This is a genomic window from Labedaea rhizosphaerae, from assembly GCF_004362825.1.
GTDB classification, from domain to species: Bacteria; Actinomycetota; Actinomycetes; order Mycobacteriales; family Pseudonocardiaceae; genus Labedaea; species Labedaea rhizosphaerae.
This window is the reverse complement of sequence record NZ_SNXZ01000006.1, coordinates 456,911-482,600: the sequence shown is the minus strand read 5'-3', so window position 1 is coordinate 482,600 and position 25,690 is coordinate 456,911. Positions and strand designations below refer to the sequence as shown.

The following is a 25,690-nucleotide window of genomic DNA, read 5'->3' as shown; positions in this document are numbered from 1 at the left end:
TGCGCCTACCGACCGCGTCGACGCCGGACCCCGGAGTGACCGGGTTGCGACCGTTTGGCGCAAAGCCACCCACCAAATAGGCGTCGCCCGAAACTCCTCGTTACCGGTCATGTTCTTGTGGTGAGGAACAAAGTTTCCGAACTCAATGGTAGGTAGTGATCGGTCGGCAATGACCGATCACTTTTATTTTCGACTTTGACGGTTGCCGCGCGTCCGTTGCGGGTACTGCCTTCACATGACCGTGTCACCGAAGCAGGAGGTCAGCCCGTGAAGACAGGAGCTCGGATCGCTGTGGGGGTGGGGATTGGTTACTTATTGGGGCGTACGAAGAAGATGCGGCTCGCGTTGATGCTCGGCGCCGCCGGCGCGGCCGGCCGGTCCGGCACGTCGCCGGGGGCCTTGGTGCGCGGCGGGCTGAAGCAATTGGGCTCGGTCCCGGAGTTCAGCAAGCTGACCGAGATGGCCCGCGAGGAACTGCTGTCGGCCGCCAAGTCGGCCGCCGTGAGCGCGGCGAGCCAGCGGATCGACCTGCTGAGCGAGCGCATTCAAGAAGGCGGCTTCAAGAAGAAAAAGGGGTCCACAGAGGACTCCGAGGCCGACGACCGCGAGGACGACCGGCTCGACGAGGAGGACGAGCCGGACGAGGACGCCGAGGAAGCCGACGACGTCGCCGAGGACGAAGCGGAAGAACCGGCCGACGAGGAGCCTGAACGTCCGAAGCGCCGGCGTTCGACCAGCCGCCGGGCCAGCGCCGAGGACTCGGACGACGACGAGTCGGACGAGGGCACGGCGCGGCCGCGCCGCTCGCGGGCCAAGACGAGCCGCTCGCCGGTTCGCCGGGGCAGCGGGAGGTGACGGACGATGGCCACCAAGCTCAAGAACGTCGCTGACAAGGCCACCGGCACCGTCGGCAAGACCGCGTCGAAGGCGACCGGTGGCGGCGGCTCGGGCGAGCTGGGCGACGCATTGCGCGGGCTCGGTCAGGCCGTGGCCAGTCGCGCCGCCGGTTCGCTCACCAAACGGGTGTCGTCGGTGTCCGGCAAGCTCACCGACTACGCCGACAGCGGCGGCGGTGGTGGCGGTCTGGTCGAGGCGGTCACCGGCGGGAAGTCCGGCGTCAAGGGCAAGGCCGCGGCCGGTGCCCTGCGCGGCGGGCTTTCCGGCATCGCCGACAAGGTCAAGGACAAGGTCAAGAGTGTCTTCGGCGGCGGCAAGGGCGGCAAAGGCGGCAAGGGCAACAAGGTCAAGATCACCAACATCGTCGAGGACATCGACATCGGTGCCCCCATCGACCTGGTGTACGACCAGTGGACCCGGTTCACCGACTTCCCGAAGTTCATGAAGAAGGTCGAGAACGTCGAGCAGATCAGCGACGAGAAGCTCGGCTGGAAGGCCCAGGTGTTCTGGTCCCACCGCGAGTGGGAGGCCACGATCCTGGAGCAGGTGCCGAACGAGCGCATCGTGTGGCGCTCCAAGGGCAAGAAGGGGCACGTCGACGGCGCCGTCACCTTCCACGAGGTCGGTCCGGACCTCACGACCGTGGTGCTCGTGCTCGCGTACCACCCGCAAGGCCTGTTCGAGCGCACCGGCAACATCTGGCGCGCACAGGGCCGGCGGGCCCGCCTGGAGCTCAAGCACTTCCGGCGGCACGTGATGACCGAGGCCTTGCTGCACCCCGACGACGTCAAGGGCTGGCGGGGCGAGATCCACGACGGCGAGGTCGTCGACGAGGCCGAATCCGACGAGTCGGACGAGCCCAGGGACGAGTCCGACGAGGGCACCGACCAGGCCGACGACACCACGGACGACACCGAGGACGCTGACGACGCGGACGACGCCGAGGACTTGGACGAGTCCGACGAGCCCGAGGAGACCGACGAAGAAGACGAGGCTACCGAGGAAGCCACCGACGAGACCGGTGACGACGAGCAGCCCGCACCTCGCAAGCGCACGCGTGCGGGCGGAAAGCGAAGGAGCGCCCGATGACGACAGCTGTGCAGCCCGCAGGCGGCGGCGGCCAGCTCGACCGCCCGAGTTCGAGCAGCCTCGCCGATGTCATCGACACGATCCTGGACAAGGGCTTGGTGATCGACGCGTACGTCCGCGTCTCCCTTGTCGGCATCGAACTGCTGACCATCGACGCGCGTGTGGTCGTGGCCAGTGTGGACACCTACCTGCGGTTCGCCGAGGCGGTGAACCGGCTCGACATCGCCGACTCCGACGAGAAGCAGGGCCTGCCCGAGTTGCTCGACGACATGAACGAGGGCGGCGCCAAGTCGAAGACCAAGGGCGCGCTCGAGGCGGCGGGAGAGAAGCTGCGCGACGCGTTCGGCGGCGATGACGAGGAAGAAGAGGAAGAGAAGGCGAGCAGCAGCCGGAGCAGGAGCAGGAGGGGCCGTGGCTGACGTGGCGGAGAAGACCGAGACCGTTGTCTACGTCTACGGGATCGTCCCGGCGGACGTGGAGATCGACTCCGAGGCTCGTGGCGTCGGCGACCCGCCCGCGAAGGTGACCACCGTGCGCAGCGGCGACATCGCCGCGTTGGTCAGCGAGATCGACCCCGACCGGCCGTTGGGCACGCCGGAGGACCTCGCCACGCACGCGCGTCTGCTCGACGGCGCGGCCTCGGAGGTTCCCGTGCTGCCGCTGCGGTTCGGCGCCGTCGTGTCCAATGTGGACGCCGTGTCCGAGGAGCTGCTGGAGGCGAACCGCGAGGGTTTCCTCGAGGCGTTGCAGCAGCTCGAGGGCAAGGCCGAGTACATCGTCAAGGGCCGGTACGTGGAAAAGGCGATCCTCAACGAGATCCTGGAGGAGAACCCGGCCCTCGCCGAGCTGCGCGAGTCCATCAAGGGCAAGTCCGAGGACGCCACCCGCAACGAGCGGATCGCGCTGGGCGAGAAGATCGGCCAGGCGATCGCCGCGAAGCGCGAGGCCGACTCGCGCCGGATGGCCGAGGCGCTGGCCTCGCTCGACGTGCAGCTCAGCCCGCGGGACGTGACCGAGGAGCAGCAGGCGGTGCACCTCGCGTGCCTGGCCGAGACCGAGCGGCAGGACGAGTTGGAGTCCGTTGTGGACGAACTCGCCGCGGAGTGGGAAGGCCGGGTCGAGATCCGGCTGCTGGGCCCGCTCGCGGCGTACGACTTCGTCGTCACCGAACAGGCTGGGGCCTGACCCATGGGCCTGGTCTCCGGCATCCTCGGCCTCCCGCTCGCGCCGATCCGCGGTGTGCTCGCCCTCGGCGAGCTCATCCGCCAACGGGTCGAGGAGGAGCAACGCAACCCCGCGGCGGTTCGGCGTGAGCTGGAGGCGGCGCAGGCGGCACGTGAAGCCGGCGAGATCACGCCCGAGGAAGAGGCGGAGGTGCAGCAGCGGGCGCTCAACCGGGTGACCCGCTCGCCGACGAAGGGACGAGGTGACTGACCAATGGCCACGGCGAAGACACAAGACGGCGACGGCCGCGCCGAGTCCGGCAGCAAGTCCTCCGGCAAGAGCCGCAAGGACAAGTCACTGACGGCGGCCACGGCTGCATCCGAAGCGCTCGCGCACATCAAGGAACTGGTCAGCAGCAAGCCGATGGGCATCACCTCGGTGGAGCCGACCGAGGACGGCTGGCTGGTCGAGGTCGAGGTGCTCGAGGAGCAGCGGATCCCTTCGTCGGCGGACCAGCTCGCGCTCTACGCGGTCGAGCTGGACCCCGAGGGCGAGCTCATGGCGTACCGGCGGACCAAGCAGTACGGGCGCGGTCGGTCGGGCAACGGGAACGGGGTGAGCTGAGTGACGAGCGGATCGTCGGTCTCCGCGACGAACGGGCAGACCGGCCTGGGTGCGGCGGGTGACCGCCAGCCCGCGAACCTCGGGGACATCCTCGAACGCGTGCTGGACAAGGGTTTGGTCATCGCGGGAGACATCCGGGTCAACCTGCTGGACATCGAGCTGCTGACGATCAAGCTGCGGCTGGTGGTGGCCTCGCTGGAGACCGCCCGCGAGGTCGGGATCAACTGGTGGGAGACCGATCCCTGGCTCAGCGGCGACAGCGACCGCCTGCAACGGGAGAACCGGCAGCTGCAGAAGCGGGTCGCCGAGCTCGAAGCGGCGGCCGGCGACCGTGACTCGCTCGAACCCGCCGAGGCGTCCGGCGACTCCGAAGCGGCGGAGGAGGCCGAACCGGCCACTGAGGACGGCAGATGATGGCTGCGGACACGGGTGTCTGGCTCTACGCGGTCACCGCCGGCGTCGAGAAGGTCGCCCTGGGCGACCTCACTGGCGTGGCCGGGGTGCCGCCGCGCTCCGTTGCGGACGGTGAGCTGACCGCGGTCGTCGGCGACGTGCCGCTCAGCAAGTTCGGCGAGGAAGCGCTGCACCGCAACTTCGAGGACTTCGACTGGTTGGCCGAAGTCGCCCGGGCGCACGACGGTGTGATCGCCGCGCTGTCCGCGGCCGGGCCGGTCGTTCCCATCCGGCTCGCGACCGTCTACACCGATGACGACGGCGTGCGGCTGGTTCTGCGGGAGCGTGCGGCGGAGTTCACCCGGGCACTGGAGCACGTCACCGGCCGAACCGAGTGGGGCGTCAAGGTCTTCCTCGTGGCGAAGGCCGAGCCCGACCCCGGGGAGCAGTCGTCGGGGAAGGCCTATCTCATGCGTCGCAAGGCCGCCCTGGCCAATCGGGAGGACGGCATGCGACGCGCCGTGGGTCAGGCGAACGCGGTGCACGCGGCCCTCAGCGAACTGGCCACCGACGCGCGCACCCACCCGCCGCAGAGCCAGGCCCTCGCCGGTGACGACGCACAGATGGTGCTCAACGCGGCGTACCTGGTGGACGACGGCGACACGCAGCGGTTCGCCGACGCCGTCGCCGCGTGCGACGACGACAACGACGCGATCCGGCTGGAGTTGACCGGACCGTGGTCGCCGTATTCTTTTTCGTCCGTGGAGGAAACATGACCGCACCACTGACCGAACCGGCCACCGGCGCCGTCGCGGAACGACCGGTCGCGCTCATTGATTTGCTCGACCGCGTGCTCGCCGGCGGCGTGGTGGTGACCGGTGATCTGACATTGTCCATCGCCGACGTCGACCTCGTGCGGGTGTCACTGCGCGCGTTGCTGGCGTCCGTCACGGCATTGCCCTGACGCCATGGCCGAACAGCGACCCCGCATCGACGCCGACCCCGAGACCGCCGAACGCAGTCTGGTGAGCCTCGTGCTCACCGTCGTGGAACTGTTGCGGCAACTCATGGAACGCCAAGCGCTACGGCGCGTGGACCGCGGCGACCTGCCCGACGAGCAGATCGAGGAAATCGGGCTCACCCTGATGGGCCTGGAGAAACGCATGACCGAAATGTGCGAGTACTTCGGGATCGAACAGAAGGACCTGAACCTCGATCTGGGCCCGCTCGGTCGTTTGCTGCCGGACGAATGACGTTTACCCGGCGAGATTTCCGGGTAACTAAAGAACACCCTTTGAACAAGGAGGCGGAAATGACCGTCACCGGAATAATCAGTGCCATACTCGTTGGTTTGGTCATCGGCGTGCTCGGCCGTCTGGTCGCGCCGGGCAAGCAGAAGATCCCGATCTGGCTCACGATCGTGATCGGTATCGTGGCCGCGCTCGTGGGTACCGCGATAGCGCGCGGTGGCGGCTACGCCGACACCAACGGCTTCGACTGGCTCGAGCTGATCACGCAGATCGTGCTGGCCGCGATCGGGGTGTCGATCGCCGCGCTCGCATACGGCCGTCGCCGGCGCATATTGCACTGACGACCTGATGGCTTCGACCACCGGCCGAACCATCCGGCCTTCCTCGCCACCCGCCCCGCTGTACGTGCACGCGGGACGGGTGGCGCCGTCATGACCCGGTCAGAGCAGGTCCAGGAACAGGTAGGCCAGCAGTTGCCGGGAGCGGGCTCGTGCCTCGTCGAGCGAAACGGGGCGGCACTCCAGTTCGTAGTTGTCGACGTCCTCCCAGGGCGCGTCCTCGGCGACGTCGCGGCTGGTGGCCACGCCGTGGTAGACGACCTGCAAGAAGTCGGGGTAGGGAGAGGCTTCGTCGGCCCGGCGCGGCGCCTGGTGGCGCAAGTGCAGCCACCCCAACGGTCGCAGGCTCGCCGGGTCGACGCGCCACCCGGTCTCCTCGTGCACCTCCCGCACCGCTGTCTGCGCGTGCGTCTCCCCCGCCTCACGCCGCCCGCCCGGCCACGGGTGTGAGCCGCCGGCGTTGGTGCACAACAGAACCCGGTCACCCACCGAGGTCACACAGCGGATCGACGTGATCAGGTCGTCGGGCAGCGCGGCGGGGGACGTGTACGCCGCCACGGACAAGGGCATCGCGCCGTCGAGCCACGACACCGAGGTCGTCCCGGCGGGAACGCAGGAGGCGAGCAGCGCGGCCAGCCGTGGGTCGGTCACGCGAGCTCCTCGAAGAACGCCGAGATGTCCGCGGCCAGCAACTCCGGCACCTCCATCGCGGCGAAGTGCCCGCCACGGTCGAACTCCGTCCACCGGACGATCCGGTCGGACAACTCGGCGATCTTCCGCACCGGCTGCGCGTCGCGCGGGAAGACGGCCACGGCGGTCGGCACGGTCAAGGGCGCCAACGGACCCCAGTCGGCCGCGCTTTCCTTGTACAGCCGCGCCGACGACCCGGCCGTGCCCGTCAACCAGTACAGGGTCACGTGATCGAGCACGGCGGCACGGTCGAGCACCCCGACCCGCGCGCCGTACGCCTCGAACCACTCCACGTTCCACGCCAGCTGCCCCACCGGCGAATCCACCAGCGCGTACGCCAGCGTCTGCGGTCGCGTCGCCTGGATCGCGCGGTAGCCGGCCCGCGAGGTGTCGCCCAGCAGGGCCAGCCGGCGCCGGTCCTCATCATCCAGATCGAGCGGCGCGGACTCCGACGGCGGGAACGTGACCAGGAAGTTGCGGTGCACGCCGACCACGCCGTCCGGATCGGCGACCGCCGTCTGCCGGGCGATCAACGATCCGAAGTCGCCGCCCTGCACGCCGTACCGCGAATACCCCAAACCGTGCATGAGCCGCGCCCAGGCCCGCCCGACCCGCACGGTGTTCCAGCCGGTCTCGGTTGTGGGGCCGGAGAAGCCGAACCCCGGGATCGACGGGATGACCAGGTGGAACCGGTCGGTGAGCAGCGGCACCAACCGCCGGAACTCGAACACCGAGCCGGGCCAGCCGTGGGTGATGAGCAGCGGCAACGCGCCGGCGCGGGGCGAGCGGACGTGCAGGAAGTGCACCCGCTGCCCGTCGAGCTCGGTGACGAACTGTCCCAGCTCGTCCAGGGAGGCCTCCGCCACACGCCAGTCGTACCTCGTGCGCCAGTGCTCGACCAGGTCACGCAGGTAGTCCCCCGGCACGCCGTACGACCAGCCGACCCCGGGCAATTCGTCGGGCCACCGGGTGCGTGCGAGCCGTTCTCGCAGGTCATCGAGTTGTGAATCGGTGACAGGGCTGCGAAACGGGTCGATCGAGGCGGTCATGGCCCACACGGTAGGGCCGCTCACTGACAATTCCAGGCGGACCGGTTGACGCGACCGGACGGTGACATGGCACCATCAGGCCACTCGCGCGGGACGCGGATGGAGGAACGATCCGGTTGGACAGCCAGACCCAGCAGGTCGACGACCTTCGACTCGTTGCGCTGCCTAGCGCAGTCAACTGTGCCGAGATCTTCGTCCAGTTCACGCTGGCCGAGTGGTCGCTGCAGGCGTTGAAGGAAGACGCGATCCGCCTGGCGCGGCACCTGGTCACCGGCTCGGTCGAACTCAGCGACCCGGACCGGCCCGGCATGATGACCGTGCGGTTGCGCCTGACCGGCAACGACCTGGTCGTCGAGGTGGAAGCCGACCGGGCGGGCCCACCGCCGCAGGGCGCGGGCCGCCGCGCCGGCCTGGCCACCCTCACCAACGGCCAGGAGCTCTCCTGGTGCACGGTCGCGCTCCCGCCCGGGCTGTCCGCGCCGTCGGTGCCCTTGCCCCGGCGCACCCGCAGGCCCTCGCCCGCCGCGGCGGAGCTGGGGCCTCCGGATGACGTCGACGACGACGTGTTGCGCCGGATCATGTTCGGGCTCGGTGGCCAGGACGGTCACTGACCACCCGCCCTCACTGACCACTCAGGACCGCACTGCCCACCCAGAACCTCACCGACCACCCAGGACCGAGTCAGGCGGGAACCTGTTCCCCGTCAACGTAGACAGCGACCGCCGGACCGTAGAACGACACGTGGTCCTTGATCGCGGCCACGCTCGCCATCGGTTCCGTGTAAGCCCACGCGAGGTCCGGCGGCTCGGTGCCGTCGCCCCCGGTGAACGACCAGTACGACGCGAAACCCTTGTAGGGGCAACCCGTTCGGGTCGCCGTCGGGGTCAGCACCGAGAAGTCCACATCGGCCGGTGGGATGTAGTAGCGGTCCTGCAGGCTGCCCTCGAACACGACGACCGGGTGCTCGGTCTCGGCCACGACGCGACCGCTGACCTCCACCCGCACCTTCCGGCTCGACCGGATCGCGTCCACCCGCCAGAACGGGTCGCGAGCGCCGACGAACACCTCTTCCTCCTCCTCGTACCAGTGGTCCACGGCGTCCCAGCGGACCACCACGTGGTCGTCCAGCCCGGCGGCCTCGGACACCGCGTCCGCATCGAGCAGGTCGGTGCGGACGTCGCCCTTCGGGAACGCGTACACCGGACCGTGCGTGCCCGGCGCCCAGAACAGCTTGGCGTGCTTGCTGTCCACGACGGTGCCCGCGTCGGTCACCGCGCGTACCCAGCGCCCGGTCGGTCTCACCTTGCCCATGAAGCTCAGCTCCCGTTGGTCGAGTCGGCCGACGGCCCGAACGCCGCCCCCTGCAGCGACTCACTCAGGGCAGACAGTCCGACCGGGCCGATGGCCAGCACCTTGGCGTGCCAGTCCCGCAAGGTGAAACCCGGCCGCGCCGTCGCTTCTTCCCGTGCCGCGAGCCAGGCCCGCTCGCCGAGCTTGTAGGAGATCGCCTGACCCGGCCAGCCCAGGTAGCGCACGACCTCGGCGGGCACCCGGTGCCACTGCGCCAGCCCGCGTTGGTGGAGCACCTCGCACGCCTTGTCGTAGTCCCAGCGCGAGCCGTCGGGCAGCGGGAGGTCCAGGTGGCAGCCGATGTCGATCACCACGCGGGCGGCCCGCATGGCCGAGCCGGCCAGCATGCCGAGCCGGCTGCCGGGCGGGGTGAACCAGCCCAGTTCGTCCGCCAGCCGCTCGGCGTAGAGCGCCCAGCCCTCGGCGTGCCCGCTGACCGAGCGCGACCGGGCGTAGCGGCTGATCCGGTCGGCCAGCACCTTGGCCGTGCCGATCTGCAGGTGGTGGCCGGGCACGCCCTCGTGGAAGACGGTGGTCAGCTCGCGCCACACCGCGAAGCGCTCACGCCCGCCCAGCGGCCACCAGGTGCGCCCTGGCCGGGTGCCGTCCTCGGACGGGCCGGTGTAGTACGGCGCACCGGCGCCGGAGCCGTGCGCGATCGTGACGTCCAGGGTGCGCAGCTCGTCCGCGATGTCGAAGTGCGCGTCGATGCGGTCCAGCGCCTCGGCGTGGCGGGCCCGCAGCCAGTCGAGGTAGGCGTCCACGCCGTCCACCTGGTGCTCGGCGTCCAGCAGCGCCATCGCCTCGGCGACGCTCGCACCCGGGCGGACCTGGTTCGCCTCGGCGGCGAGCTCGGCCTCGATGCGGTGCAGCTCCGCCCAGCCCCACTCGTAGGCCTCGTGGGCGTCGAGGTCCGCGCCGAGGCTCAGCCGGGCGCCCACGGCGTAGCGCTCGGCGCCGACACCGTCCGCCTCGACCGCCCGCGGCGCGTACTCCTCGCGCAGGTACCGGGCCAGTTCGCCGTAGCCGCGGTGGGCCGCGTCGATGCCCGCGCGCAGGGCGTCGGCGTGCTTCCCGTCAACCTGGGCCGCGTAGTCCGCGACGAGCCCGTCGTGCACGCCGACGTACCGGTCGGCCTGCGCCGCCAGCTCCACCGCCTGGCGCCGGGCCGCGGCGAGCCCGCGGGACAGCCCGTACTCCAGGGACTGGCGCCATGCGGCGAGCATCACGGGCACGTTGCTGAGCCGGGCCGCGATGCCGTGCCAGTCGTCGTCGGTGGCGCGCGGCAGCATGTCCACGTTGTCGCGGATGTTGCTGACCAGGCCGAAGTGCGCCTTGACGGTGCGCAGCGGCTCGCCGAGGTCGTGCCACGCGGCCGTCGCCTCGAGGCGTTCCTTCAGGTGGGCGCCGGCGATCCGGTCGGCGTCGGAACTGGGGGTGAGCGTCGCGAGGGTGGCGAGGGTGGCCTTCACGTGCTCGGCCCGCGCGGCCCACCCGTCGGGGCTGTAGTCGGTGGTCTCGGCCGGGTCGACGGTGATGCCGCGGTGCGTCGCACCGATGGGGTCGAGCTCGGCCTCACGGGTCACGAAGTCGTCGCTGAGCTGGAAGATCGGGGTCACACCTCGACGCTACCCGCAACTCGTTAGCCTCGCTAAACTTCTTCGAGGACCTTCTTGAGGTTCGCCAGGTCCTTGCCACTTGCCCGTTGCATTGCCGCGGCCATCAAGGGCGAGGCCATCCGGCCGAACTCGTTGGGCTCGCCCGCGTTGCGCATGGTCATGCGGGTGCGGTCACCCTCGAGCGGCTGCCAGGTGTACGTGGTCTCCATGGGGAACGCACCCTCGCTGGTGCGCATCACCAGCTTCTCGCCGGGCACCAGCTCGGTGACCTCGTAGGTGTAGGCCAGTTTGCTGCCGAGCACGTCGGCGACGAACGACATCCGCGAACCCACCTCGACCGGTGGCGCCGTGAGCCATTCGACGGCGTCGACGTTCGCGTACCAGGTCGGCGCGTTGGTCGGGTCGGCCGCGAAGCCGGAAACCTCGGCACACGGCCGGTCGATCACGATGTCGTTGCGCACGTCGACACCAACCACGGTCCCTCCGTTCCCCCAAAGGCCCGCGAGGCAGCTTACGGTGACGATCTTGGTTCGGACACCGCGCGGGGCGCATCACCCACGTTTGGCCTAATCGAGCGAATGGTCCGGCTGCTCCCGACCGGCCCGCTGCTCCGAATGGCGGCACCGGCCATTCCGTTGCGGTCAAAGGGTTTCCGTGTCGACGTCGGCGGATTATCGTGCGGCGGTGCCCCACCACAACGCCATCACGGACAGCTACCTCGCCGAGTTCGCGAAGACCGGGATCCGCCCATCGGAACTCAAAGAGGCGGTGCGCGAGAGCACCGAGGACACCACGTTCCAGGGGCGTAGCCTGTCGCGCCCGGTGTTCCTGACCAAAGCGCAGGTCACGCTGCTCGCCGACGACCTGGAGCGGCTGCATTCCGCGCTCACCGGCCTGCCCGACCGCATGTTCGGCGGCGACATGGCCGCGTTCGCCCACGCCGTCGGGACCACCGCCGAGCAGGCCGCCGCGGCCGTGCGCGGGCGGATGGAGCGGCCGCCGCGGATCGGGCGCGCCGACTTCTTCCTCGACGAGACCGGCTTCAAGCTGATGGAGATCAACTGGGGCAGCGCGGTCGGCGGTCTGGACTCCGGCCCGCTGAACAAGGCGATGCTGGCCCAGCCGTTCGTCGGGGACTTCGTCCGCGAACACGGGCTGACCTATGTGGACCCGATGGAAGCGCTCGTGGACACGCTGCTGACCGAGTGCGCCATCCCGGCGGGCACGCGCCCGGTCGTCGCACTGACCGACTGGCCGAAGAGCTTCGAGAAGCTGGAACCCCAGCTGCACAAGAGCGCCGCGGGGCTCGCGCCGCTCGGGCTCGACTGCTACCCGTGCCACGTCGGGCAGCTGGAGTACCGCGACGGCGCCGTGTGGCTCGGCGAACGCAAGATCGACGTGGTGTACCGGCTCTTCCTGATGGAAGACCTGATGGACCCGACCGGGCCCGGGCTGATCGAACCGGTGCTGCGCGCGGCCGAACGCGGCGAGGTCGGCATCTTCGCGCCCATGGACGCGGAGTTGTACGGCAGCAAGGGCGCGCTCGCGTTGCTGTCGGACGAGGCGAACCGGCACCTGTACTCGGTGGAGGAACTCGCCGCGCTCGACCGGATCCTGCCGTGGACCCGGATGGTGCGGCCCGGACCGGTCACAGTGGACGGCAGCAGCGTCGAGCTCACCGACTACGCGCTGGCGAACCGGACCGAGCTGATCCTCAAGCCGACCCTGATGCACGCGGGCCAGGGCGTGCTGCCGGGCTGGACCGCCGATGCGGGGACGTGGCAGGACGCCGTGCGGGACGCGATGGGCGAGCCGTTCGTGCTGCAGCGCCGCGTGCGGTCGGTGCCCGAGGTCTTCCCCACCGACGACGGGTCGGAGGAGTGGACGCTGACGTGGGGCGCGTTCATGGTCTCCAAGGGCTACGGCGGCATGTTCATGCGCGGCACCCTCGACCCCAACGCGACGGTGAACATGGCCACCGGCGCCACGGGCACCTGCTGCTTCCACGAAGCCTGACCCCGCCCTTCCACCCGGGCGTGTCCCCCGTTCCAGCCGGGTGTGTCCCCCGTTCCGGCAGGGTGTGTCCCCCGCTCCGGCCACGGGAATGTGGGACACACCCGACGCGAGTGTGGGACATACCTGGCGGGAACGTGGGACACACCCTTTGTGGGCTCGCGTGTTCATTCGACGACGCGTGACCAACGCATTCCGATTGGTTACCAAGTCGGTTCAATAACAACCGTACTGCTGCAATTCTCGCTACCTCTCGACACCATCCGTGACAATTAATACTCAGCTAAGCATTCGGCTGACTCGCCTTCACCCAAATGGCTCTGATCAACGGCACTTCATCACGCTTAGTGTTTGGCCCCTGGGTCGGAGAGTTTCCCTGGAGGTATACGGGTGAAGAGAATGCTCAGACCGGTGCGCGTCGCCGCACTGACCACCGCGTTGTGCACCGCTGTGGGCACCGCGGTCCTGCAACCAGGCATTGCCGATGCGGACCCGGCATCGCAAGCGCAAGTGCAGACAACGATCACCGTCGTCGCCGACGGCCTGAACGTCCCACGCGGCATCGCCTGGGACGCGGCGAACCACCGGGTGCTCGTCGCCGAAGCGGGAACCGGCGCCGAGAGCGCCGCCGCACCGTGCGGGCACGCGAGCGGCGGCTCGCTCTACTGCTTGGGCGCCACCGGTTCGATCTACGCCTGGGACGGCCACCACGGCAAGCGGGTCGTCACGGGCCTGCCCTCGATCAGCCACGCCAACTCGGCGGGCGTGAAGACCGCGGTGCTCGGCGTGCACGACGTGACCGTCGGGCGCAACGGGATCCAGGTCGTCTTCGGCCTCAGCGGTGACGGCCCGTTCCGCACCGCGCTCGGCCCGGGCGGGACGGCCCTGGGGCAGACCGCGGTCATCGGCAAGCACGGCAACGTGAAGACGGTCGGGGACCTGCTCTACTTCGAGATGTTCAACAACCCGCACCCGTCGCAGTTCGACTCGGACCCGTACGGCCTGGCCCAGACCAGCCGCTACGGCACCGTCGTGGCCGATGCGGCGGGCAACGACATCCTCCAGGTCAAGCCGGACGGCACGGTGAAGCTGCTCGCCGAGTTCCCGACCCGGGTCCCCGAGGCCAACCCCGACGACATCATCGAGGACGTGCCGACCTCGGTCGTGCAGGGCCCCGACGGCGCGCTGTACGTGGGTGAGCTCTCCGGCTACCCGTACTACAAGGGTGAGGCCGTGGTCTACCGCGTCGTGCCCGGTCAGGCACCGACCGTGTACGCCAAGGGCTTCACCAACATCTCCGACATCGGATTCGACGCCCAGGGTCGGCTTCTGGTGCTGGAAATGGCGAAGAACGGTTTGCTCGACCCCGACCAGACCGGGCGCTTCGTCCGGGTGGAGAGCAATGGCACCCAGACCGATCTCGCGACCACCGGTTTGACCAACCCGGGTGGTTTCGTTTCGGCCGGTCACGGCGTTTACTACGTGACGAACGGTACCAACACCGTCGGCGGCGCCGGGCAGTTGTTGAAACTGACCGTGAGTGGCTGACCATAACCAGTGACACAGATGGCGGGACGCCGAGCGTCCCGCCATCTGTCGTGTCTTTTCCGAGGGGATCCATCCAGCAATGCGTGCTCTCTTGCTCGTCCGGCGCGGCGCGCCACTGACCGCGGCCCTCGTCGACGTGATCCGGAAGAAGGGTTTCGAGCCGGTCGTGCTCTCGTCCCTGCCCGCCGACGGCGGGACGAAGTTCCGCGCCATGTGCGCCGGCCTCGACGTGCGGTGCGTGGTGTCGGCCGGCGTCGCGGTCACCTCCGAGGAGGTGATGGCGACCGTGCGCGACATCGAGGACTGCGCGTTCGCCATCACCATGGCCGACTCCCAGCGCACCGTGATGGCCGAGGCCAACGGGCTGCTCGGAGCCCACGACGTGACGCCGGGCGCGTTGCGCCACGCGCTGGACAAGCACCTGATGCGCAAGCGGCTCTTCGAGTTGGGCCTGTCCCGGCTGCGGCCGCTGCGGGTGGCCGATCCCGAACTGCGCAGGCGGATCGAGGCGGGCGAGCAGTACGTGGTCAAGCCGCGTCGCGGGGTGGCGTCGCTCTGCGTCGGCCTGGTGCGCACGTGGTCCGACGTCGAGGCGCTGCAGGCGGTGTACGAGCGCGGTCCCGGCGACGGCGACATGATGGCCGAGTACTTCACCGACAACGAACTGATCGCGGAAGGCTTCTGCGACGGCCGGGAAGTCAGCTTCGAGGTGATCCGCCAGGACGGCCACGACCGGGTCAGCGTCGACCACGAGAAGACGCTGCTGGACTTCGCCGACGGCACCGTGCTCGAGCGCGGGCTGGCCTCACCGGTCGTCGGCATCACCGCCGACGAACTCGACGCGGCCCGGGGCGTGGCCGACGAGGCGATGGACGCGCTCGGCCTGGACAACGGTTGCTACCACGTCGAACTGCGCATCGACCAGACCGGCCGGCCCGAGGTGATCGAGATCAACCCGCGGGTCGGCGGCGCCCTGGTGTGGGACTCGGTCCGGCTGCAGTACGACCGTTCGCTCATCGACGACTGGATCGACGTGCTGGCCGGCAAGCCGGTCGCGCCGATGGCCCCGCGCAAGTGCGGGACGTACATGCAGCTCGCCTTTCCCGTGGTGGGCAAGCAGGTCACGGGCATCGACCAGAACCCGGACCTGCCCGAGCCCGAGGTCTACGGCGAGTCGATCGCACCGGGCGCGGTGGCCCTGGCCAACCGCGAGTTCTTCGGGGCGGACGCGTTGTGGACGACCGAGCTCGCGACCCACCGCGACCAGGTGGCCCGGCTGGTGGCCGAGGAGTACTGCTTGTTCGCCTACGCGCGCGGGCTGACCGGGAAGCCGGTGCTGCTGGCGCTGGAACCGGACGCGAGCACGTGGAACGCGATCGCGGCAGCGCCCGAGGACGTGGACGTCGTGGTGTGCCACCAGGAACGGATCGAGGCGACCGACGAGTACCGGGCCGCGCGCGACCGCATCGGCAGGCTGGTGGCGGTCCCGTCCTGGGATTCGCCGGACGCCTTGGCCAGCGTTCTGGAGTCCTGTGACGGCGCCCCCATCAGGGATATCCTTGGCCCGCGCACCACCCACGTCGTGGCCGACCAGGTGCGGAACGCCATGCAAGCGCCTGCCTGACGGAGGTCCAGATGCGTGCGATGTTGTTGATGCGGCGCGGTGCGGCGCTCGCGCCCGCGTTGGCGACGGCCATCCGCGACAAGGGTTTCGAGCCGTTCGTGTTGTCGTCGCGGCCGGCCGACGGCGGCGCCCGGTTCCACAAGATGATGGACGCCATCGGCGTCGAGCACGCCGTCTCACCCAACGTCGGGCTGACCGTCGACGAGGTGGCCGAGCGGGCAGGTGCCATCGCGGACTGCGCGTTCGCGCTGAGCGTCGCCGACTCGCAGCGGGTGCCGATGGCCGCGGCCAACCGCGTGCTCGGCGCCCACGACATCAGCCCCGCGGCCGCGACTTTGGCCCTGGACAAGCACTTGCTGCGCACGAAGCTGCAGTCGTGCGGGCTGTCCCGGTTGGACCCGTACCGGCTGGGCGACCCGGAACTGCGCGCGCGCCTGGACGCGGGCGAGAAGTTCATCATCAAGCCGCGCCGCGGGGTCAGCTCGTTGTGCGTGGGGATCGCGCGCTCGTGGGCCGACGTCGTCCCCTTGGCCGCGGCGTTCGACCGCGGCCCGGGCGAGGCCGACATCCTCGAGGAGTACTTCGCGGGCAACGAACTCGTCGCCGAGACCTTCTTCGACGGCGAGGAGCTGTCGATCGACGTGGTGCGCCAGTCCGGCGTCAACCGCATCACCGTCGCCCATGGCAAGGCGGGTCTCGAATTCCGCGACGGCACGGTGCTGGAACTCGGTCACGTGTCGCCGCCGGTCAACGTGACCGACGCGCAGACCGCGCTCGCCACCGAGTTCGCGACTTCCGTGCTGGACACGCTGGAGCTGACCGACGGCTGCTACCACGTCGAGGTCCGCGTGAACGACCGCGACGAGTGCGAGCTCATCGAGATCAACCCGCGGGTGCCCGGTCACCTGCTGTGGGACTCGATCCGCCTGCAGTACGCCAACCGCTCGATCATCGACGACTGGATGGACGTGCTGACCGGCACCGAGGTCGGCGACCCGGGCGAGCCGGTGTGCGGCACGTACATGGAGGTCTCGTACCCGGCCAACGACGGCAGGCAGGTGGTCGGGGTCCGGTTGAACCCCCATCACCCGGCGCCGGCGGTGGACTCGATCGACGTGACGCCCGGGATGCCGGAGATCTCCTACCGCGAGGAACCGGCGGCCGAGGTCGTGTGGACCACCGATCGCGCACGGCACCCGGAGCAGGTGGCGGCGCTGATGGCGCAGCCGTACACGCAGTTCGTCTACGCGAAGCCGGTTTCGGGTCCGGTGACCGTCGCGTTGCAACCGACCGCGGCGACCTACGGCGAAGCGTCCGATGTGGACTGGTTGATCGTGAACCAGGGTGACGTCGAGGCCACGCCTGCGTACGAGCAGATCATGGACCGGGTGACCGGCATCCACCACGTCGACGACTGGTCGGACACGGCGGTGGCCGCGGTCCTCGGCGCGATCGGCGACACCCCGGTGGCGCAGGTGCTCGCCGGGACACCGGAGGCGGCGGCGGTGGCGGAGGCCGTCCGCGCCAAGCTCGGCTAGGACCAACCGCAGCAGAGCACCGCCACCAGCGAGGCCAAGCCGCACCCACCAACCGAAGGTCGGTCAGCTGTTGAACAGGGCGTCGGCGACCGCGTTGATGACCACGCGGTCCACCGGCAGGTCCGACTCCAGGCGCTCGTACACGTCGTCGCGGGTTGGTTCCAGGGCGTTGTCGCGCATCTCGGTGAACACGGCCCAGGCGAGCCGCGCCGTCGACTCGACCTGGTCCTGCAGGTCGGGCCGGTCGGCGAGCCGTTCGGCGGCCGTGTGGGTGATGCCGGCGATCGGGTCGAATGTCACCTGGGCCTCCCGGCCCCTTACGCGATGTCCATCCTGGGTTCCAGGGCCTTGACCCGACGATAGTCCGCCATCATGGTTTTGTGGTCGTCCGAGGTGAGCACGACCCAGCCGACCATGCTGTCCAGGCTGGTCGCCTCCGGGACCTCATCCCCTTCGCCGTAGTAGAAGTGCTTCATGTGGAAGGTCGCGAGGTCGTCCACGGAGTCGAACAGCGACGGGTTCAGCCAGCGGCCGGGCTTGGGCGACATCAGCACGACGCTGCACACGTACTGGCGCAACGGGGTCACCGGGGTGAACCGGCCGTGCACGCGGTGTTCGACCGTGCGGATCAGCTGGTTGGTGCCGGTGGCCAGCTCGGTGATCATCTGGTGCCCGCCGCCCGCGGGGCGGGCGCCGATCTCCACCAGCACCGGGCCGTCGGCGGTCACGATCACCTCGGTGTGCCCGCAGCCGTTGCGGATGCCGACCGCGTCGAGCACGCGCTGGGCGTACGCCCAGACCTCCTGCACGTCCGGGTCGTCGGGCGCGGCGAAGTCGACCAGGTCGTAGATGCCGATCCGGTCGCCGCGCTGGACCTTGGTGTAGCGGCACACGTCGACCAGCCCGTGCTCGCCGTCGACCGAGTAGCTGTCCACCAGGTACTCGGGCCCGGACGCGAACTCCATCACCATCACGGCGTCGTTGCGGATGCCGTCGATGTTGATCTTGCCGAGGATGCGGTCGAACCACGGCCGCCAGTCCTCGCCCGGCAGCACCAGGTGCACGTCGTCGGTCCCGCCGCTCTTCGGCGGCTTGACCACGAGCTTCGCCGACGCCAGACCTTCGGCGTCCAGCCACGCCGCGATCTCGGCGGGATTGGCACTGCAGAACTGGCGGATGTGCGGCACCCCCGCCGCCCTCATCGCCTGCGCCATCGCCCACTTGTCCCGGCGCGCGGGCGCGAGCGACGGCACGTTCCCGGTGCCCGGCAGGACCATCTCGACCAGGGCGTCCGCGAGTTCGACCCCGATCTCCGAGCCGGCGATCACGCACACCGGGTCGAACGCCTTGAGCTTGGCCGCCAGCACCGGCAGGTCGCCGTCGTGCACGAGCACGTGCTGGAACAGCTCCGGCGACCAGCTCGGCGCGAACGGCTTGGCCATCCGCTCCGGCGGCTCGGTCAGCACCGCGACCACCTCGACACCCGAGGCGGCGAACACCGCCGGGTAGTCGCGGCCGGTGGACATCGGGTCGACCACCACGGCGTACTTCGACGAGCGTTCGCTCGCCAGCTCGCGGGATCCCATCACACCCCCACCGCGGTCCGCACCCGCAACGCCTCCTGCGCCGAGTCCAAAGCCGCAAGGCAGGACTCGGCCGATTCCGCTATGGCCGTGGCGAAGGCGATCCGCCCGAACGTGCTGCCCTTCGGCGGCGGGGACACCACCGAGCCCGGCTCGGCGATCGCCACCGCTTTGTCCACACCGGACGGAACGTGCTCGAAGGTCACCGACGCCAGTTGCGTGTCGTCCTCGTCCACGTAGAAGAACCGCACGGCACCGACCAGCGAGCGGTCGGTCGTGATCGCCGGCCGCACCCCGCAGGCCACGGCGGCCGCCGCCAGCCCGGGATCGGCACCGCTGGCCCGCATCCCCAGGTACGGGATCAGGTCGCCACCGAGCCGGGCGTTCACCTCGACCAGGCGCGGCCCGGCCGGGGTCAGCTTGAACTCGCTGTGGGTCATCCCGTCGCCGTAGCCCAGCGCCGTGTGCACCCGCTGCACCATGTCCAGCAGCTCCGCGTCACGCAGCAGCGGGTCGTCGGCGGCCACGACGTGCCCGACCTCCTCGAAGTACGGCGCGTACCCCACTTCCTTGCGGGCCACGAACATCGGGAACACCCGGCCGTCGTGCACCGCGGCGTCCACGCTGATCTCCGCGCCGGTCAGCAACTCCTCGACCAGCACGACCGTCTCGTAGGTCCACGCGCCGGGCACCGTCGTGTCCCGCGCGAAGCCGAACTGCGCCCGCAGCTGGTCCGGGTCGTCCACCCGGACCACGCCGAGCGAGGCGGCCATCGCCCGCGGCTTGAGCACCACCGGGTAGCCGATCGACTCGGCGGCGGCGAGCGCTTCGTCCACTCCGGACACCAGGATCGACTTGGCCTGCGGCACGCCGGCCTGGTCCAGGGCGACGCGGGTGAGGTGCTTGTCGCGGCAGCGCAGCACGGCGTCCGGGTCGCCGCCGGGCAACCCGAGGTCCTGCGCGACCTTCGCGGCCTGCAACACCCGCGCCTCGTCCCAGGTGAGCACCCCGGCGACCCCGGGGACCTTGCGCGCCGCCTCGATCAACCCGCCGGCGCCGATCGTGTCCGTCAGGTCCACAGTGGACGAGCCGACGATGTACTCCTGCTCCCAGCCCGGCTCGTGGTCGAGCAGCAGGTGCACCCGGTACTCGGTGGCGATCGAACGCAACAGGTACTCGCGGTAGTCCCGCTTGCCGGTGGCGATCACCAGGACGAGCGGGCGGGCGTCCTCGGTCAAGGCAGCTCCTCGATGTGCGACACGCCGCTGGACCCGTCCAGCCGGCGCCAGTGCTCGGTCAGCGCCACCCGCCCGTCCGTCAGGGTGGCCGGCGTGCTCGTGCACTCGCCCGCCACGGTGGCGCCGGACGCGGTGACCATGCAGTACACGGCCGAGATCACCCCGTCGGGCCCGCAGGTGCCGACCAGCCGCCCGGCCTGGACGCTGGTGCCCGCGAACTCGGCCCAGATCAGCGAGCCGTCCTGGTGGTAGGTGCCGACGGACGACCCGGCGGGCGCACCCACCGGGCCGAACCGCTTGCCGTCGTAGGACAGGGCGAGCGTCACGATCAGCCCCAGTTGACCGGGCAGAGGTCGTCCTGGATGTGGTACATCTCCCGGCCGAACATGGAGTTCAGCACGGCCGCGGCGCGCACCGGCAACAGCGTCAGGTTGGCGTCGGTGAGGCCGTGGTTGAGCCGGGCCCGGTTCAACGCGAAGATCTTGTTGCCGTTCATGCCCTTCCAGCGCACCGAGTAGTCCGAATCGATGGCGAGCTCACCGTCCTCAGTGGTCTCCACGCGCTCGCGCAGGTCGTCGTCGAACGGAACGTCCACATTGGCCCGTCCGGTGGCGATGACGATGTGCTTGGCGGTGTACTCCTCGCGCTTCTCCGGCGTCTGGCAACGCAGCACCACGTTGCCGTCGTCGTCGATGCCGGTGGAGACGACGTCGCGGGCCGGGTAGAGGCCGATCGGGAACCGGTCGAGCTCCAGCATCGCGTCGTAGTTGGCCTGGTAGAGCCCGCGCATCGCCCCCGGGGTGAGCGCGTCGCCGGTCGGGTTGAGCCGCTCGATCACCTGGCGGCGGGTCACCGGCGACATGCGCTGCAACGCCCGCAGGTGCGCGGGGCGGTACACGTCGTTGGCGGTCGGCGAGTCGTCGATGGTCTCGAACCACAGCCGGCGGCCGAACCACTTGATGTTGGTGAACCCGGCGTTGAGCAGGGTCAGGGTGGCCTCGAGGCCGGTCTGCCCGCCGCCCACGACGGCCATCGGGGCGTCGAGGTCGGCGTTGATCGACGGCAGCCGCTGGGTGAGCTCGTCGGCGATGAACGCCCGGTCGTCGGGCAGGCCCGCGAGGGCGGGCGGCACGACCGGCGCGCTGCCGATGCCGATCACCAGGTGCTCCGAGCGCGCCTTGGCCACGCCGTCGGAGTAGACGGTGAACCCGCCCTCCCCGAAGCTGATCTTGTCGACGGCCACGCCGTAGTTGATGTTGGGCAGCTGCGCGGCCGCCCACGCCAGGTAGCGCACGTACTCCTTGCGCGGCATGAAGTCGAACTGCGCGTTCATCAACGCGTACATCCGCCCGGTGGTGACCAGGTAGTTGGCGAAGCTGAGGGGGTGCGTGGGGTCCACCATCGACACCAGGTCCTTCAGCCACGACGTCTGCATGCGCACCCCGGGGTGCAGCAGCTGGTTGTGCCACGACGGCCCGGGCTGCTTGTCGAACAGCGCCAGCTGCTCGCCGCTGCCGGACAGCCCAGACTGGAACAGCGCGGCCAGGCTCAGGTTCGCCGGCCCCGCGCCGACCCCGACGACGTGGTAGTACGGGGTGTCCGTTTCCTCGATCATGATCGACCTTTTCTGCGTCCGACGGTTGTTTCCTGGCTTGTGGCTCCGAAGTCGCCGAGGGCGGTCGCCGCGGCGGTGCTCGCCGCGAGTGCCGTCTTCACCGATCCCCCGGAGCCACCGGTGAACGTGAACAAGTTCGTGGTGCCCGGTACCGCGGCCAGGGCGAGCCCGGGATCCGCGCGGTAGCAGTCCGCGGCGGCCACCCGCCGGGTGGCCCGGCCCAACCGCAGGCGCGGCAGCATGGCGGTGAGCAGCCCGGCCGCGCGGTCGAGCAGTTCCTCGTCGAGCGGTGGGTGGTCGGGGTCGACGTCCCACTTCTGCGCGGGCAGGCCCACCAGCACCCCGCCGCCCGCGGTCGGGCGGGCGTAGAGCCCGCTCACCTCGTCGGAGAAGGACGGCGGGCGCCACCCGGCGCCGGGCACCAGGTCGTGCAGGGCGTACTGCACCGACTTGGTCCGGTAGCCGGATTCGGAGAACCCGTTGGCGCGCAGCACTTGTGGTGTCCACGGCCCGGTGGCGAGCACGACGAGGTCGTAGTCGGTGCCACCGCACCGCATCGATCCGTCCGGACGCTCGGTGATCGGCCCGGCCACGCCGGGCACGATCGTCACCCCGCGCTTCGCGCAGTCGTCCAGCACGCGGTCGCGCCAGGCGCCCGGCGTGGTGTACCCGGCGTGGTGCTCGATGACGACCGTGCGCTCGCCCTGCAGGTGCCAGTCGGCAAGCGCGGTGCCGTCGGCCAGTTCGATGCCGCCCGGCAGGCGCGCGTCGATCGCGGCGACCGCGTCGTCGAGCCCGTCCGGGACCGCGCGCATCGACAGGAAGCGGGAGCGCTGGTAGCCCGACCAGGTCTGCAGGGTCGGGCTGGACAGCAGTTCGGCCAGGCTTTCGGTGGCCAGTTCCCGTTGCCGGGCATCGCCTTCGAACGCCTTCACCGCCCCGCCGGAGGCCGCCGTCGCGTCCGCCGTGTGGTTGACCCGCAGTTCCAGTGCGGGCGCGCCCGGCAGCTGCGCCAGCCGCCAGGTCAGCATCGACCCGGCAAGCCCTCCGCCGACAACACAAACCCGCACGAGCTACCCGCCGAATGCCTGGCTGGACGTGACGTCCCGCCCGGTGAGGGCCGCGAGCGCGGCGGAGTCGAGGCCCTGGCCCGCGCCGAGCGCGCCCAGCAGGCCGCGCACCGACAGCGCGGGGTCGAAGCCGATCAACTGCAGCGCGCGCTCGGCCCGCTCGACTTCGGCGGCGACCAGGGCGTCCGGCAGCGGCGACGCCATGCGCTCGCCCTTGAGCAGCGGTCCGACCCACTGGCAGAACGCCGTGTACGCGTCGTGGCGGAAGTCGGTCTCGTAGAAGTCCGGGCGGTCCCACGCCAGGAACAGCCGCACCAGCTCCGGATCCTCGGTGGCCAGGAACTCGTCGGCCCAGATGGCGTGGTTGCGGCTGGTGGAGAACTTCTTGCCCTCCAACAGGTACAGCTCGTTGACCGTGGCACCGAGGGCGGTGGGGCCGGCCACCCCCGCGGCCGCGAGGATGGCCGGGTACAGCACCGCGAAGTAGAAGGTGTTGTCCATGCCGTTGAAGTGCCAGACGCCGTCGATCTCGTCCCACGCCTCGACCCGCTCGGCCAGCGTCTTCGCCTCGGGGCGCAACGACTTGGCCGGGCCGTAGAGGTAGGACAGGCCGAGCTCGCTCGGGAAGTCCACGCGCAGGCCGGCCAGCCGGCCGCCGCACTCGATGCCCCAGTTGGTCGGGTAGGCCAGCGGGATGTCCGGCAGCGGGTTGTCCCGGTACTGGGCCAGCACCGAGCGGACCCGGTCCGGCCAGTCCGCCTGCAGCCACTCGGCGACGAGCCGCTCGCGGTACTGCTCGAGGTGCAGCACGGGAATGGTGACCTCGAAGGCCTCGGGGCTGCCACCGCAGCGCGCGCAGCTGGGGTCGACCAGGTTCTGCGCCGAGGTGAAGCCGCCGCAACCCTCGCAAGAGGTGCCGTTCGCGCCGGTGCCGCAGACCGCGCACTTGCCGACCACGTAGGAGTGGTGCAGCGTGCGGGCGCAGTCCGCGCAACGGTGCAGCGTGTACTGCTCCATCGGGATCGTGCCCGCTTCGACCAGTTCCTCCAGCAGGGTCGCGATCGACGCGCGGTAGTCGTCGTCCTGCGGGTCGAGGAAGAAGTCCCAGCCGATCCGGGAACGCTCGAACGCGGTGAGGATCTGGGCGCGGTAGTGGGCGACGGTCTGGTCGACCGCCTGCTCGAGGATCTCGGCCTTCGTGAGCACGTAGTTCGGGTCGACGTCGATGCCCGCCAGGGTCAGCACACGCTCGCCACGGGCCCGCGCGGCGCGCGCGGCGATGTCGCCGGCGAGGTACGGGCCGGACAGGTGCCCGATGTGCAGCGCGCCGTTGACCGTGGGCTGGGGGATGACGATGACGGTGATGCCGTCGCTCATCGGGTGCCCTCCCCGGCCACCACCGCGTCCGGCGTGCTTCCCAGCGGCATCCAGTAGGTGGTGAACACCATGACCGGCTCGTCGGTCGAACGGTTGTGGATCACGTGTGCTTCCTCGCTGTCGAGCAGGAAGCAGGAACCCTTGGCCACCTCGGTGATGGTCCCGCCGGTCTCGACCGCGGCCGTCCCGCTGATCACCACGGAGAGCTCGAGCTCGGGGTGGCAGTCGCGTGGGCTGCTGACGCCGGGCGGCACCGTGTACCACATGGCGTTGAACGGCATGACGTCGCCGAGCCCGAACTGCTCCCACCGGGCCACATCGACCTCGCCGACCACGTAGGACTCGGCCGACTCACTCACGAAATGCCGCATAGACCATTCTCCGACCTTGGTGACCATCGGGGATCGAACGAATACGAAGCGCAGCCGAATAACGCCTCCCCGGGCCAAGACCATTCGGCCACCCGGCATGGGCCGAATGGGCTAACTCAAGACTTGGGCCGATGAAATCGAATTTCGACTACCGCGGGCCGGAGGATATGACGATTGGCAGCCTTTTGTCATCACCCATCGCGTCGGCGTCCCCTGAATGCAGGCACGGCTCGCGGGAACGGTCGCTCTCCGTGCGCGGCTCTCGACAACCAGACAACAAGTGAGAGGGGGCTGGCCAGGCGAAGGCCCGGCCAATCACTGGTATACCGAATGAAGCCTCGTTAGGGGGCTCGGCACGCCGTCACTCGTTCGGAGCAGCGGGGTCGGCACAGCTACGCCGAACGGCCGATGGCGCTTTATAAAGCGCCGACGGAACATATTGTGGCGCGATGCCCCCCAGCTATAACCTGCTGCCCGGCTGGTAAGCGCCCTTACAAATAGCGCACGGCTGAACGAACGGAGCAGGAGTGACCACGAGTCTCCCGTCGCGAGATGAAGCATCCATTCCTTTGTGGGACGGTGCGTATCGGACACAAGAGGTGAAACAGGAGGGCAACCTCTGGGGCGATCCGCCGGTGCCGCACGCGGCGAAAGCAGCGGCGTTGTTCGCCCAGGCGGGCGCCAAGGTGGTGCTGGACGTGCCGTGCGGTGACGGCCGCAACCTCCCGCCGCTCGCGCAGGGCGCGCCGATCCTGCTCGCCGGCGACACGTCGGCCAGCGCCATGGGCATCGCCGAACGCGTGGCGCGCAAAGCCGGCATCCGCGACAAGACGGTCTTCCTGGAGGTCGACGCGTTCCGCACCGGCCTGCTGGACAACTCGATCGACGGCATCTTCTGCTGGGACCTGCTCGGCCACCTGACCGAGCCGGAGCCCGCGCTGCGTGAGCTGTGGCGGATCCTCGCGCCCGGCGGCCGGCTGGTGGCCAACATGTGGACCATGAACGACTGCCAGGTCTCCGACCCGCTGATCAAGGAGATCGCGCCGAAGGAGTACATCGACCACTTCGACTTCTACTGCCGCTTCTACGACCTGGACGACCTGGCCAAGCTGCTCGCGTCGGCCGAGCTCGAGGCCGAGTCGGTGGAGACGTCGAGCTGGTGGGAGCCCCCGCACGCCGGGTACCGCGACTACGAGCACGAGCACGAGAGCCACATCTTCACCATCGCCAAGCCGGCGACGTGACGCCCT

Annotated in this window: 30 protein-coding genes; 17 read left to right on the top strand and 13 right to left on the bottom strand. The window is 69.9% G+C overall.

Annotation, left to right across the window (positions count from 1 at the left end):
• Positions 1 to 333 precede the first annotated feature (333 nt).
• From EV186_RS39145 to EV186_RS31265, 11 genes are read left to right on the top strand one after another with little or no spacing between them, the layout of a single operon-like run.
• The gene (locus EV186_RS39145) at positions 334 to 855 is read left to right on the top strand and encodes a hypothetical protein (RefSeq protein WP_166659406.1); all 522 of its coding nucleotides are present in this window, start codon (positions 334 to 336) and stop codon (positions 853 to 855) included.
• Between the two features lie 6 nt (positions 856 to 861).
• Positions 862 to 1,986 carry an SRPBCC family protein gene (locus EV186_RS31310; protein WP_133853056.1) on the top strand — a complete coding sequence of 375 codons (1,125 nt, stop codon included), beginning with the start codon at positions 862 to 864 and terminating at the stop codon, positions 1,984 to 1,986.
• Entirely contained in the window at positions 1,983 to 2,405 is a 423-nt protein-coding gene (gene gvpJ, locus EV186_RS31305; protein WP_133853055.1) for a gas vesicle protein GvpJ, read from the top strand. The genes EV186_RS31310 and gvpJ overlap by 4 nt, the downstream gene beginning before the upstream one ends.
• Before the next feature lies 1 nt (position 2,406).
• Positions 2,407 to 3,171: a GvpL/GvpF family gas vesicle protein gene (locus tag EV186_RS31300; protein WP_243754394.1), complete on the top strand. Its 765-nt coding sequence runs from the start codon at positions 2,407 to 2,409 to the stop codon at positions 3,169 to 3,171.
• 3 nt (positions 3,172 to 3,174) lie between these two features.
• Positions 3,175 to 3,420, top strand: a complete 246-nt coding sequence (locus EV186_RS31295; protein ID WP_133853053.1) for a gas vesicle protein GvpG — start codon at positions 3,175 to 3,177, stop codon at positions 3,418 to 3,420.
• 3 nt (positions 3,421 to 3,423) lie between these two features.
• On the top strand, positions 3,424 to 3,774 hold the full coding sequence (gene gvpO, locus EV186_RS31290) for a gas vesicle protein GvpO (RefSeq protein ID WP_133853052.1): 351 nt from the start codon (positions 3,424 to 3,426) through the stop codon (positions 3,772 to 3,774).
• Complete coding sequence (locus EV186_RS31285) at positions 3,775 to 4,188, top strand: gas vesicle protein (RefSeq protein WP_424983730.1); 414 nt, start codon at positions 3,775 to 3,777, stop codon at positions 4,186 to 4,188.
• A complete protein-coding gene (locus EV186_RS31280; RefSeq protein ID WP_341815763.1) occupies positions 4,185 to 4,943 on the top strand; it encodes a GvpL/GvpF family gas vesicle protein in 759 nt (252 codons plus the stop codon). The genes EV186_RS31285 and EV186_RS31280 overlap by 4 nt, the downstream gene beginning before the upstream one ends.
• On the top strand, positions 4,940 to 5,131 hold the full coding sequence (locus tag EV186_RS31275; RefSeq protein WP_208115867.1) for a gas vesicle protein: 192 nt from the start codon (positions 4,940 to 4,942) through the stop codon (positions 5,129 to 5,131). Before EV186_RS31280 ends, EV186_RS31275 begins: the two co-directional genes overlap by 4 nt.
• 4 nt (positions 5,132 to 5,135) lie before the next feature.
• Positions 5,136 to 5,420, top strand: coding sequence for a gas vesicle protein K (locus EV186_RS31270; RefSeq protein WP_133853051.1), 285 nt, complete (start codon positions 5,136 to 5,138; stop codon positions 5,418 to 5,420).
• Between the two features lie 59 nt (positions 5,421 to 5,479).
• Positions 5,480 to 5,758 (top strand): GlsB/YeaQ/YmgE family stress response membrane protein, encoded by a 279-nt coding sequence (locus EV186_RS31265; protein ID WP_133853050.1) that lies wholly within the window; start codon positions 5,480 to 5,482, stop codon positions 5,756 to 5,758.
• Positions 5,759 to 5,857: 99 nt separating this feature from the next.
• Here EV186_RS31265 and EV186_RS31260 read toward each other — a convergent pair whose 3' ends face one another.
• Both EV186_RS31260 and EV186_RS31255 read right to left on the bottom strand, forming a co-directional pair.
• Positions 5,858 to 6,406, bottom strand: a complete 549-nt coding sequence (locus EV186_RS31260) for an NUDIX domain-containing protein (RefSeq protein WP_133853049.1) — start codon at positions 6,404 to 6,406, stop codon at positions 5,858 to 5,860.
• On the bottom strand, positions 6,403 to 7,494 hold the full coding sequence (locus tag EV186_RS31255; protein ID WP_133853048.1) for an epoxide hydrolase family protein: 1,092 nt from the start codon (positions 7,492 to 7,494) through the stop codon (positions 6,403 to 6,405). The genes EV186_RS31260 and EV186_RS31255 overlap by 4 nt, the downstream gene beginning before the upstream one ends.
• Positions 7,495 to 7,610: 116 nt before the next feature.
• On the opposite strand from EV186_RS31255, the gene EV186_RS31250 reads away from it, so the two are divergent.
• Entirely contained in the window at positions 7,611 to 8,105 is a 495-nt protein-coding gene (locus tag EV186_RS31250) for an ATP-binding protein (protein WP_133853047.1), read from the top strand.
• Positions 8,106 to 8,175: 70 nt separating this feature from the next.
• On the opposite strand, the gene EV186_RS31245 is transcribed toward EV186_RS31250, so the two are convergent.
• The 3 genes from EV186_RS31245 to EV186_RS31235 are packed head-to-tail and all read right to left on the bottom strand — an operon-like array spanning position 8,176 to position 10,939.
• Positions 8,176 to 8,805 (bottom strand): DUF427 domain-containing protein, encoded by a 630-nt coding sequence (locus EV186_RS31245; RefSeq protein WP_133853046.1) that lies wholly within the window; start codon positions 8,803 to 8,805, stop codon positions 8,176 to 8,178.
• Positions 8,806 to 8,810: 5 nt separating this feature from the next.
• Complete coding sequence (locus EV186_RS31240; protein ID WP_133853045.1) at positions 8,811 to 10,463, bottom strand: DUF885 domain-containing protein; 1,653 nt, start codon at positions 10,461 to 10,463, stop codon at positions 8,811 to 8,813.
• A gap of 32 nt (positions 10,464 to 10,495) precedes the next feature.
• Positions 10,496 to 10,939, bottom strand: a complete 444-nt coding sequence (locus EV186_RS31235; RefSeq protein ID WP_243754382.1) for an SRPBCC family protein — start codon at positions 10,937 to 10,939, stop codon at positions 10,496 to 10,498.
• A gap of 208 nt (positions 10,940 to 11,147) precedes the next feature.
• Between EV186_RS31235 and EV186_RS31230 the strand changes: the two genes are divergently transcribed.
• The 4 genes from EV186_RS31230 to EV186_RS31215 all read left to right on the top strand — a co-directional run bounded on the left by EV186_RS31230 (position 11,148) and on the right by EV186_RS31215 (position 17,186).
• Positions 11,148 to 12,479 carry a hypothetical protein gene (locus EV186_RS31230; protein ID WP_133853044.1) on the top strand — a complete coding sequence of 444 codons (1,332 nt, stop codon included), beginning with the start codon at positions 11,148 to 11,150 and terminating at the stop codon, positions 12,477 to 12,479.
• Positions 12,480 to 12,875: 396 nt separating this feature from the next.
• Positions 12,876 to 14,024: a ScyD/ScyE family protein gene (locus EV186_RS31225; protein ID WP_133853043.1), complete on the top strand. Its 1,149-nt coding sequence runs from the start codon at positions 12,876 to 12,878 to the stop codon at positions 14,022 to 14,024.
• A gap of 79 nt (positions 14,025 to 14,103) precedes the next feature.
• Positions 14,104 to 15,648: an ATP-grasp domain-containing protein gene (locus EV186_RS31220; RefSeq protein ID WP_133853042.1), complete on the top strand. Its 1,545-nt coding sequence runs from the start codon at positions 14,104 to 14,106 to the stop codon at positions 15,646 to 15,648.
• A gap of 11 nt (positions 15,649 to 15,659) precedes the next feature.
• Positions 15,660 to 17,186 carry an ATP-grasp domain-containing protein gene (locus EV186_RS31215; RefSeq protein ID WP_133853041.1) on the top strand — a complete coding sequence of 509 codons (1,527 nt, stop codon included), beginning with the start codon at positions 15,660 to 15,662 and terminating at the stop codon, positions 17,184 to 17,186.
• 63 nt (positions 17,187 to 17,249) lie between these two features.
• Here the strand turns inward: EV186_RS31215 and EV186_RS31210 are convergent, their stop codons facing one another.
• Genes EV186_RS31210 through EV186_RS31175 form a run of 8 tightly spaced genes read right to left on the bottom strand, consistent with a single transcriptional unit; the run spans position 17,250 to position 24,428 of the window.
• Complete coding sequence (locus EV186_RS31210) at positions 17,250 to 17,486, bottom strand: hypothetical protein (RefSeq protein WP_133853040.1); 237 nt, start codon at positions 17,484 to 17,486, stop codon at positions 17,250 to 17,252.
• Between the two features lie 17 nt (positions 17,487 to 17,503).
• Positions 17,504 to 18,772 carry an ATP-grasp domain-containing protein gene (locus EV186_RS31205; RefSeq protein WP_133853039.1) on the bottom strand — a complete coding sequence of 423 codons (1,269 nt, stop codon included), beginning with the start codon at positions 18,770 to 18,772 and terminating at the stop codon, positions 17,504 to 17,506.
• Positions 18,772 to 20,007, bottom strand: a complete 1,236-nt coding sequence (locus EV186_RS31200) for an ATP-grasp domain-containing protein (protein WP_133853038.1) — start codon at positions 20,005 to 20,007, stop codon at positions 18,772 to 18,774. Before EV186_RS31200 ends, EV186_RS31205 begins: the two co-directional genes overlap by 1 nt.
• A complete protein-coding gene (locus EV186_RS31195; protein WP_243754381.1) occupies positions 20,004 to 20,333 on the bottom strand; it encodes an avidin-fold protein in 330 nt (109 codons plus the stop codon). Before EV186_RS31195 ends, EV186_RS31200 begins: the two co-directional genes overlap by 4 nt.
• A gap of 2 nt (positions 20,334 to 20,335) precedes the next feature.
• The gene (locus tag EV186_RS31190) at positions 20,336 to 21,622 is read right to left on the bottom strand and encodes a SidA/IucD/PvdA family monooxygenase (RefSeq protein WP_133853036.1); all 1,287 of its coding nucleotides are present in this window, start codon (positions 21,620 to 21,622) and stop codon (positions 20,336 to 20,338) included.
• Entirely contained in the window at positions 21,619 to 22,692 is a 1,074-nt protein-coding gene (locus tag EV186_RS31185; protein WP_279538344.1) for an NAD(P)/FAD-dependent oxidoreductase, read from the bottom strand. Before EV186_RS31185 ends, EV186_RS31190 begins: the two co-directional genes overlap by 4 nt.
• A gap of 3 nt (positions 22,693 to 22,695) precedes the next feature.
• Entirely contained in the window at positions 22,696 to 24,069 is a 1,374-nt protein-coding gene (locus EV186_RS31180; protein ID WP_133853034.1) for a class I tRNA ligase family protein, read from the bottom strand.
• Positions 24,066 to 24,428 (bottom strand): cupin domain-containing protein, encoded by a 363-nt coding sequence (locus tag EV186_RS31175; protein WP_166659405.1) that lies wholly within the window; start codon positions 24,426 to 24,428, stop codon positions 24,066 to 24,068. Before EV186_RS31175 ends, EV186_RS31180 begins: the two co-directional genes overlap by 4 nt.
• A 611-nt stretch (positions 24,429 to 25,039) precedes the next feature.
• Here EV186_RS31175 and EV186_RS31170 point away from each other — a divergent pair.
• Positions 25,040 to 25,684, top strand: a complete 645-nt coding sequence (locus EV186_RS31170) for a class I SAM-dependent methyltransferase (RefSeq protein ID WP_166659404.1) — start codon at positions 25,040 to 25,042, stop codon at positions 25,682 to 25,684.
• Positions 25,685 to 25,690 lie beyond the last annotated feature (6 nt).

What these genes read in the sequence shown, in the direction of transcription:
- EV186_RS39145 (WP_166659406.1), top strand. Translation starts at nt 334, where the DNA reads ATGCGGCTCGCGTTGATGCTCGGCGCCGCCGGCGCGGCCGGCCGGTCC.
- EV186_RS31310 (WP_133853056.1), top strand. Translation starts at nt 862, where the DNA reads ATGGCCACCAAGCTCAAGAACGTCGCTGACAAGGCCACCGGCACCGTC.
- gvpJ (WP_133853055.1), top strand. Translation starts at nt 1,983, where the DNA reads ATGACGACAGCTGTGCAGCCCGCAGGCGGCGGCGGCCAGCTCGACCGC.
- EV186_RS31295 (WP_133853053.1), top strand. Translation starts at nt 3,175, where the DNA reads ATGGGCCTGGTCTCCGGCATCCTCGGCCTCCCGCTCGCGCCGATCCGC.
- gvpO (WP_133853052.1), top strand. Translation starts at nt 3,424, where the DNA reads ATGGCCACGGCGAAGACACAAGACGGCGACGGCCGCGCCGAGTCCGGC.
- EV186_RS31280 (WP_341815763.1), top strand. Translation starts at nt 4,185, where the DNA reads ATGATGGCTGCGGACACGGGTGTCTGGCTCTACGCGGTCACCGCCGGC.
- EV186_RS31275 (WP_208115867.1), top strand. Translation starts at nt 4,940, where the DNA reads ATGACCGCACCACTGACCGAACCGGCCACCGGCGCCGTCGCGGAACGA.
- EV186_RS31270 (WP_133853051.1), top strand. Translation starts at nt 5,136, where the DNA reads ATGGCCGAACAGCGACCCCGCATCGACGCCGACCCCGAGACCGCCGAA.
- EV186_RS31265 (WP_133853050.1), top strand. Translation starts at nt 5,480, where the DNA reads ATGACCGTCACCGGAATAATCAGTGCCATACTCGTTGGTTTGGTCATC.
- EV186_RS31255 (WP_133853048.1), bottom strand. Translation starts at nt 7,494, where the DNA reads ATGACCGCCTCGATCGACCCGTTTCGCAGCCCTGTCACCGATTCACAA.
- EV186_RS31245 (WP_133853046.1), bottom strand. Translation starts at nt 8,805, where the DNA reads ATGGGCAAGGTGAGACCGACCGGGCGCTGGGTACGCGCGGTGACCGAC.
- EV186_RS31225 (WP_133853043.1), top strand. Translation starts at nt 12,876, where the DNA reads ATGCTCAGACCGGTGCGCGTCGCCGCACTGACCACCGCGTTGTGCACC.
- EV186_RS31220 (WP_133853042.1), top strand. Translation starts at nt 14,104, where the DNA reads ATGCGTGCTCTCTTGCTCGTCCGGCGCGGCGCGCCACTGACCGCGGCC.
- EV186_RS31215 (WP_133853041.1), top strand. Translation starts at nt 15,660, where the DNA reads ATGCGTGCGATGTTGTTGATGCGGCGCGGTGCGGCGCTCGCGCCCGCG.
- EV186_RS31205 (WP_133853039.1), bottom strand. Translation starts at nt 18,772, where the DNA reads ATGGGATCCCGCGAGCTGGCGAGCGAACGCTCGTCGAAGTACGCCGTG.
- EV186_RS31190 (WP_133853036.1), bottom strand. Translation starts at nt 21,622, where the DNA reads ATGATCGAGGAAACGGACACCCCGTACTACCACGTCGTCGGGGTCGGC.
- EV186_RS31180 (WP_133853034.1), bottom strand. Translation starts at nt 24,069, where the DNA reads ATGAGCGACGGCATCACCGTCATCGTCATCCCCCAGCCCACGGTCAAC.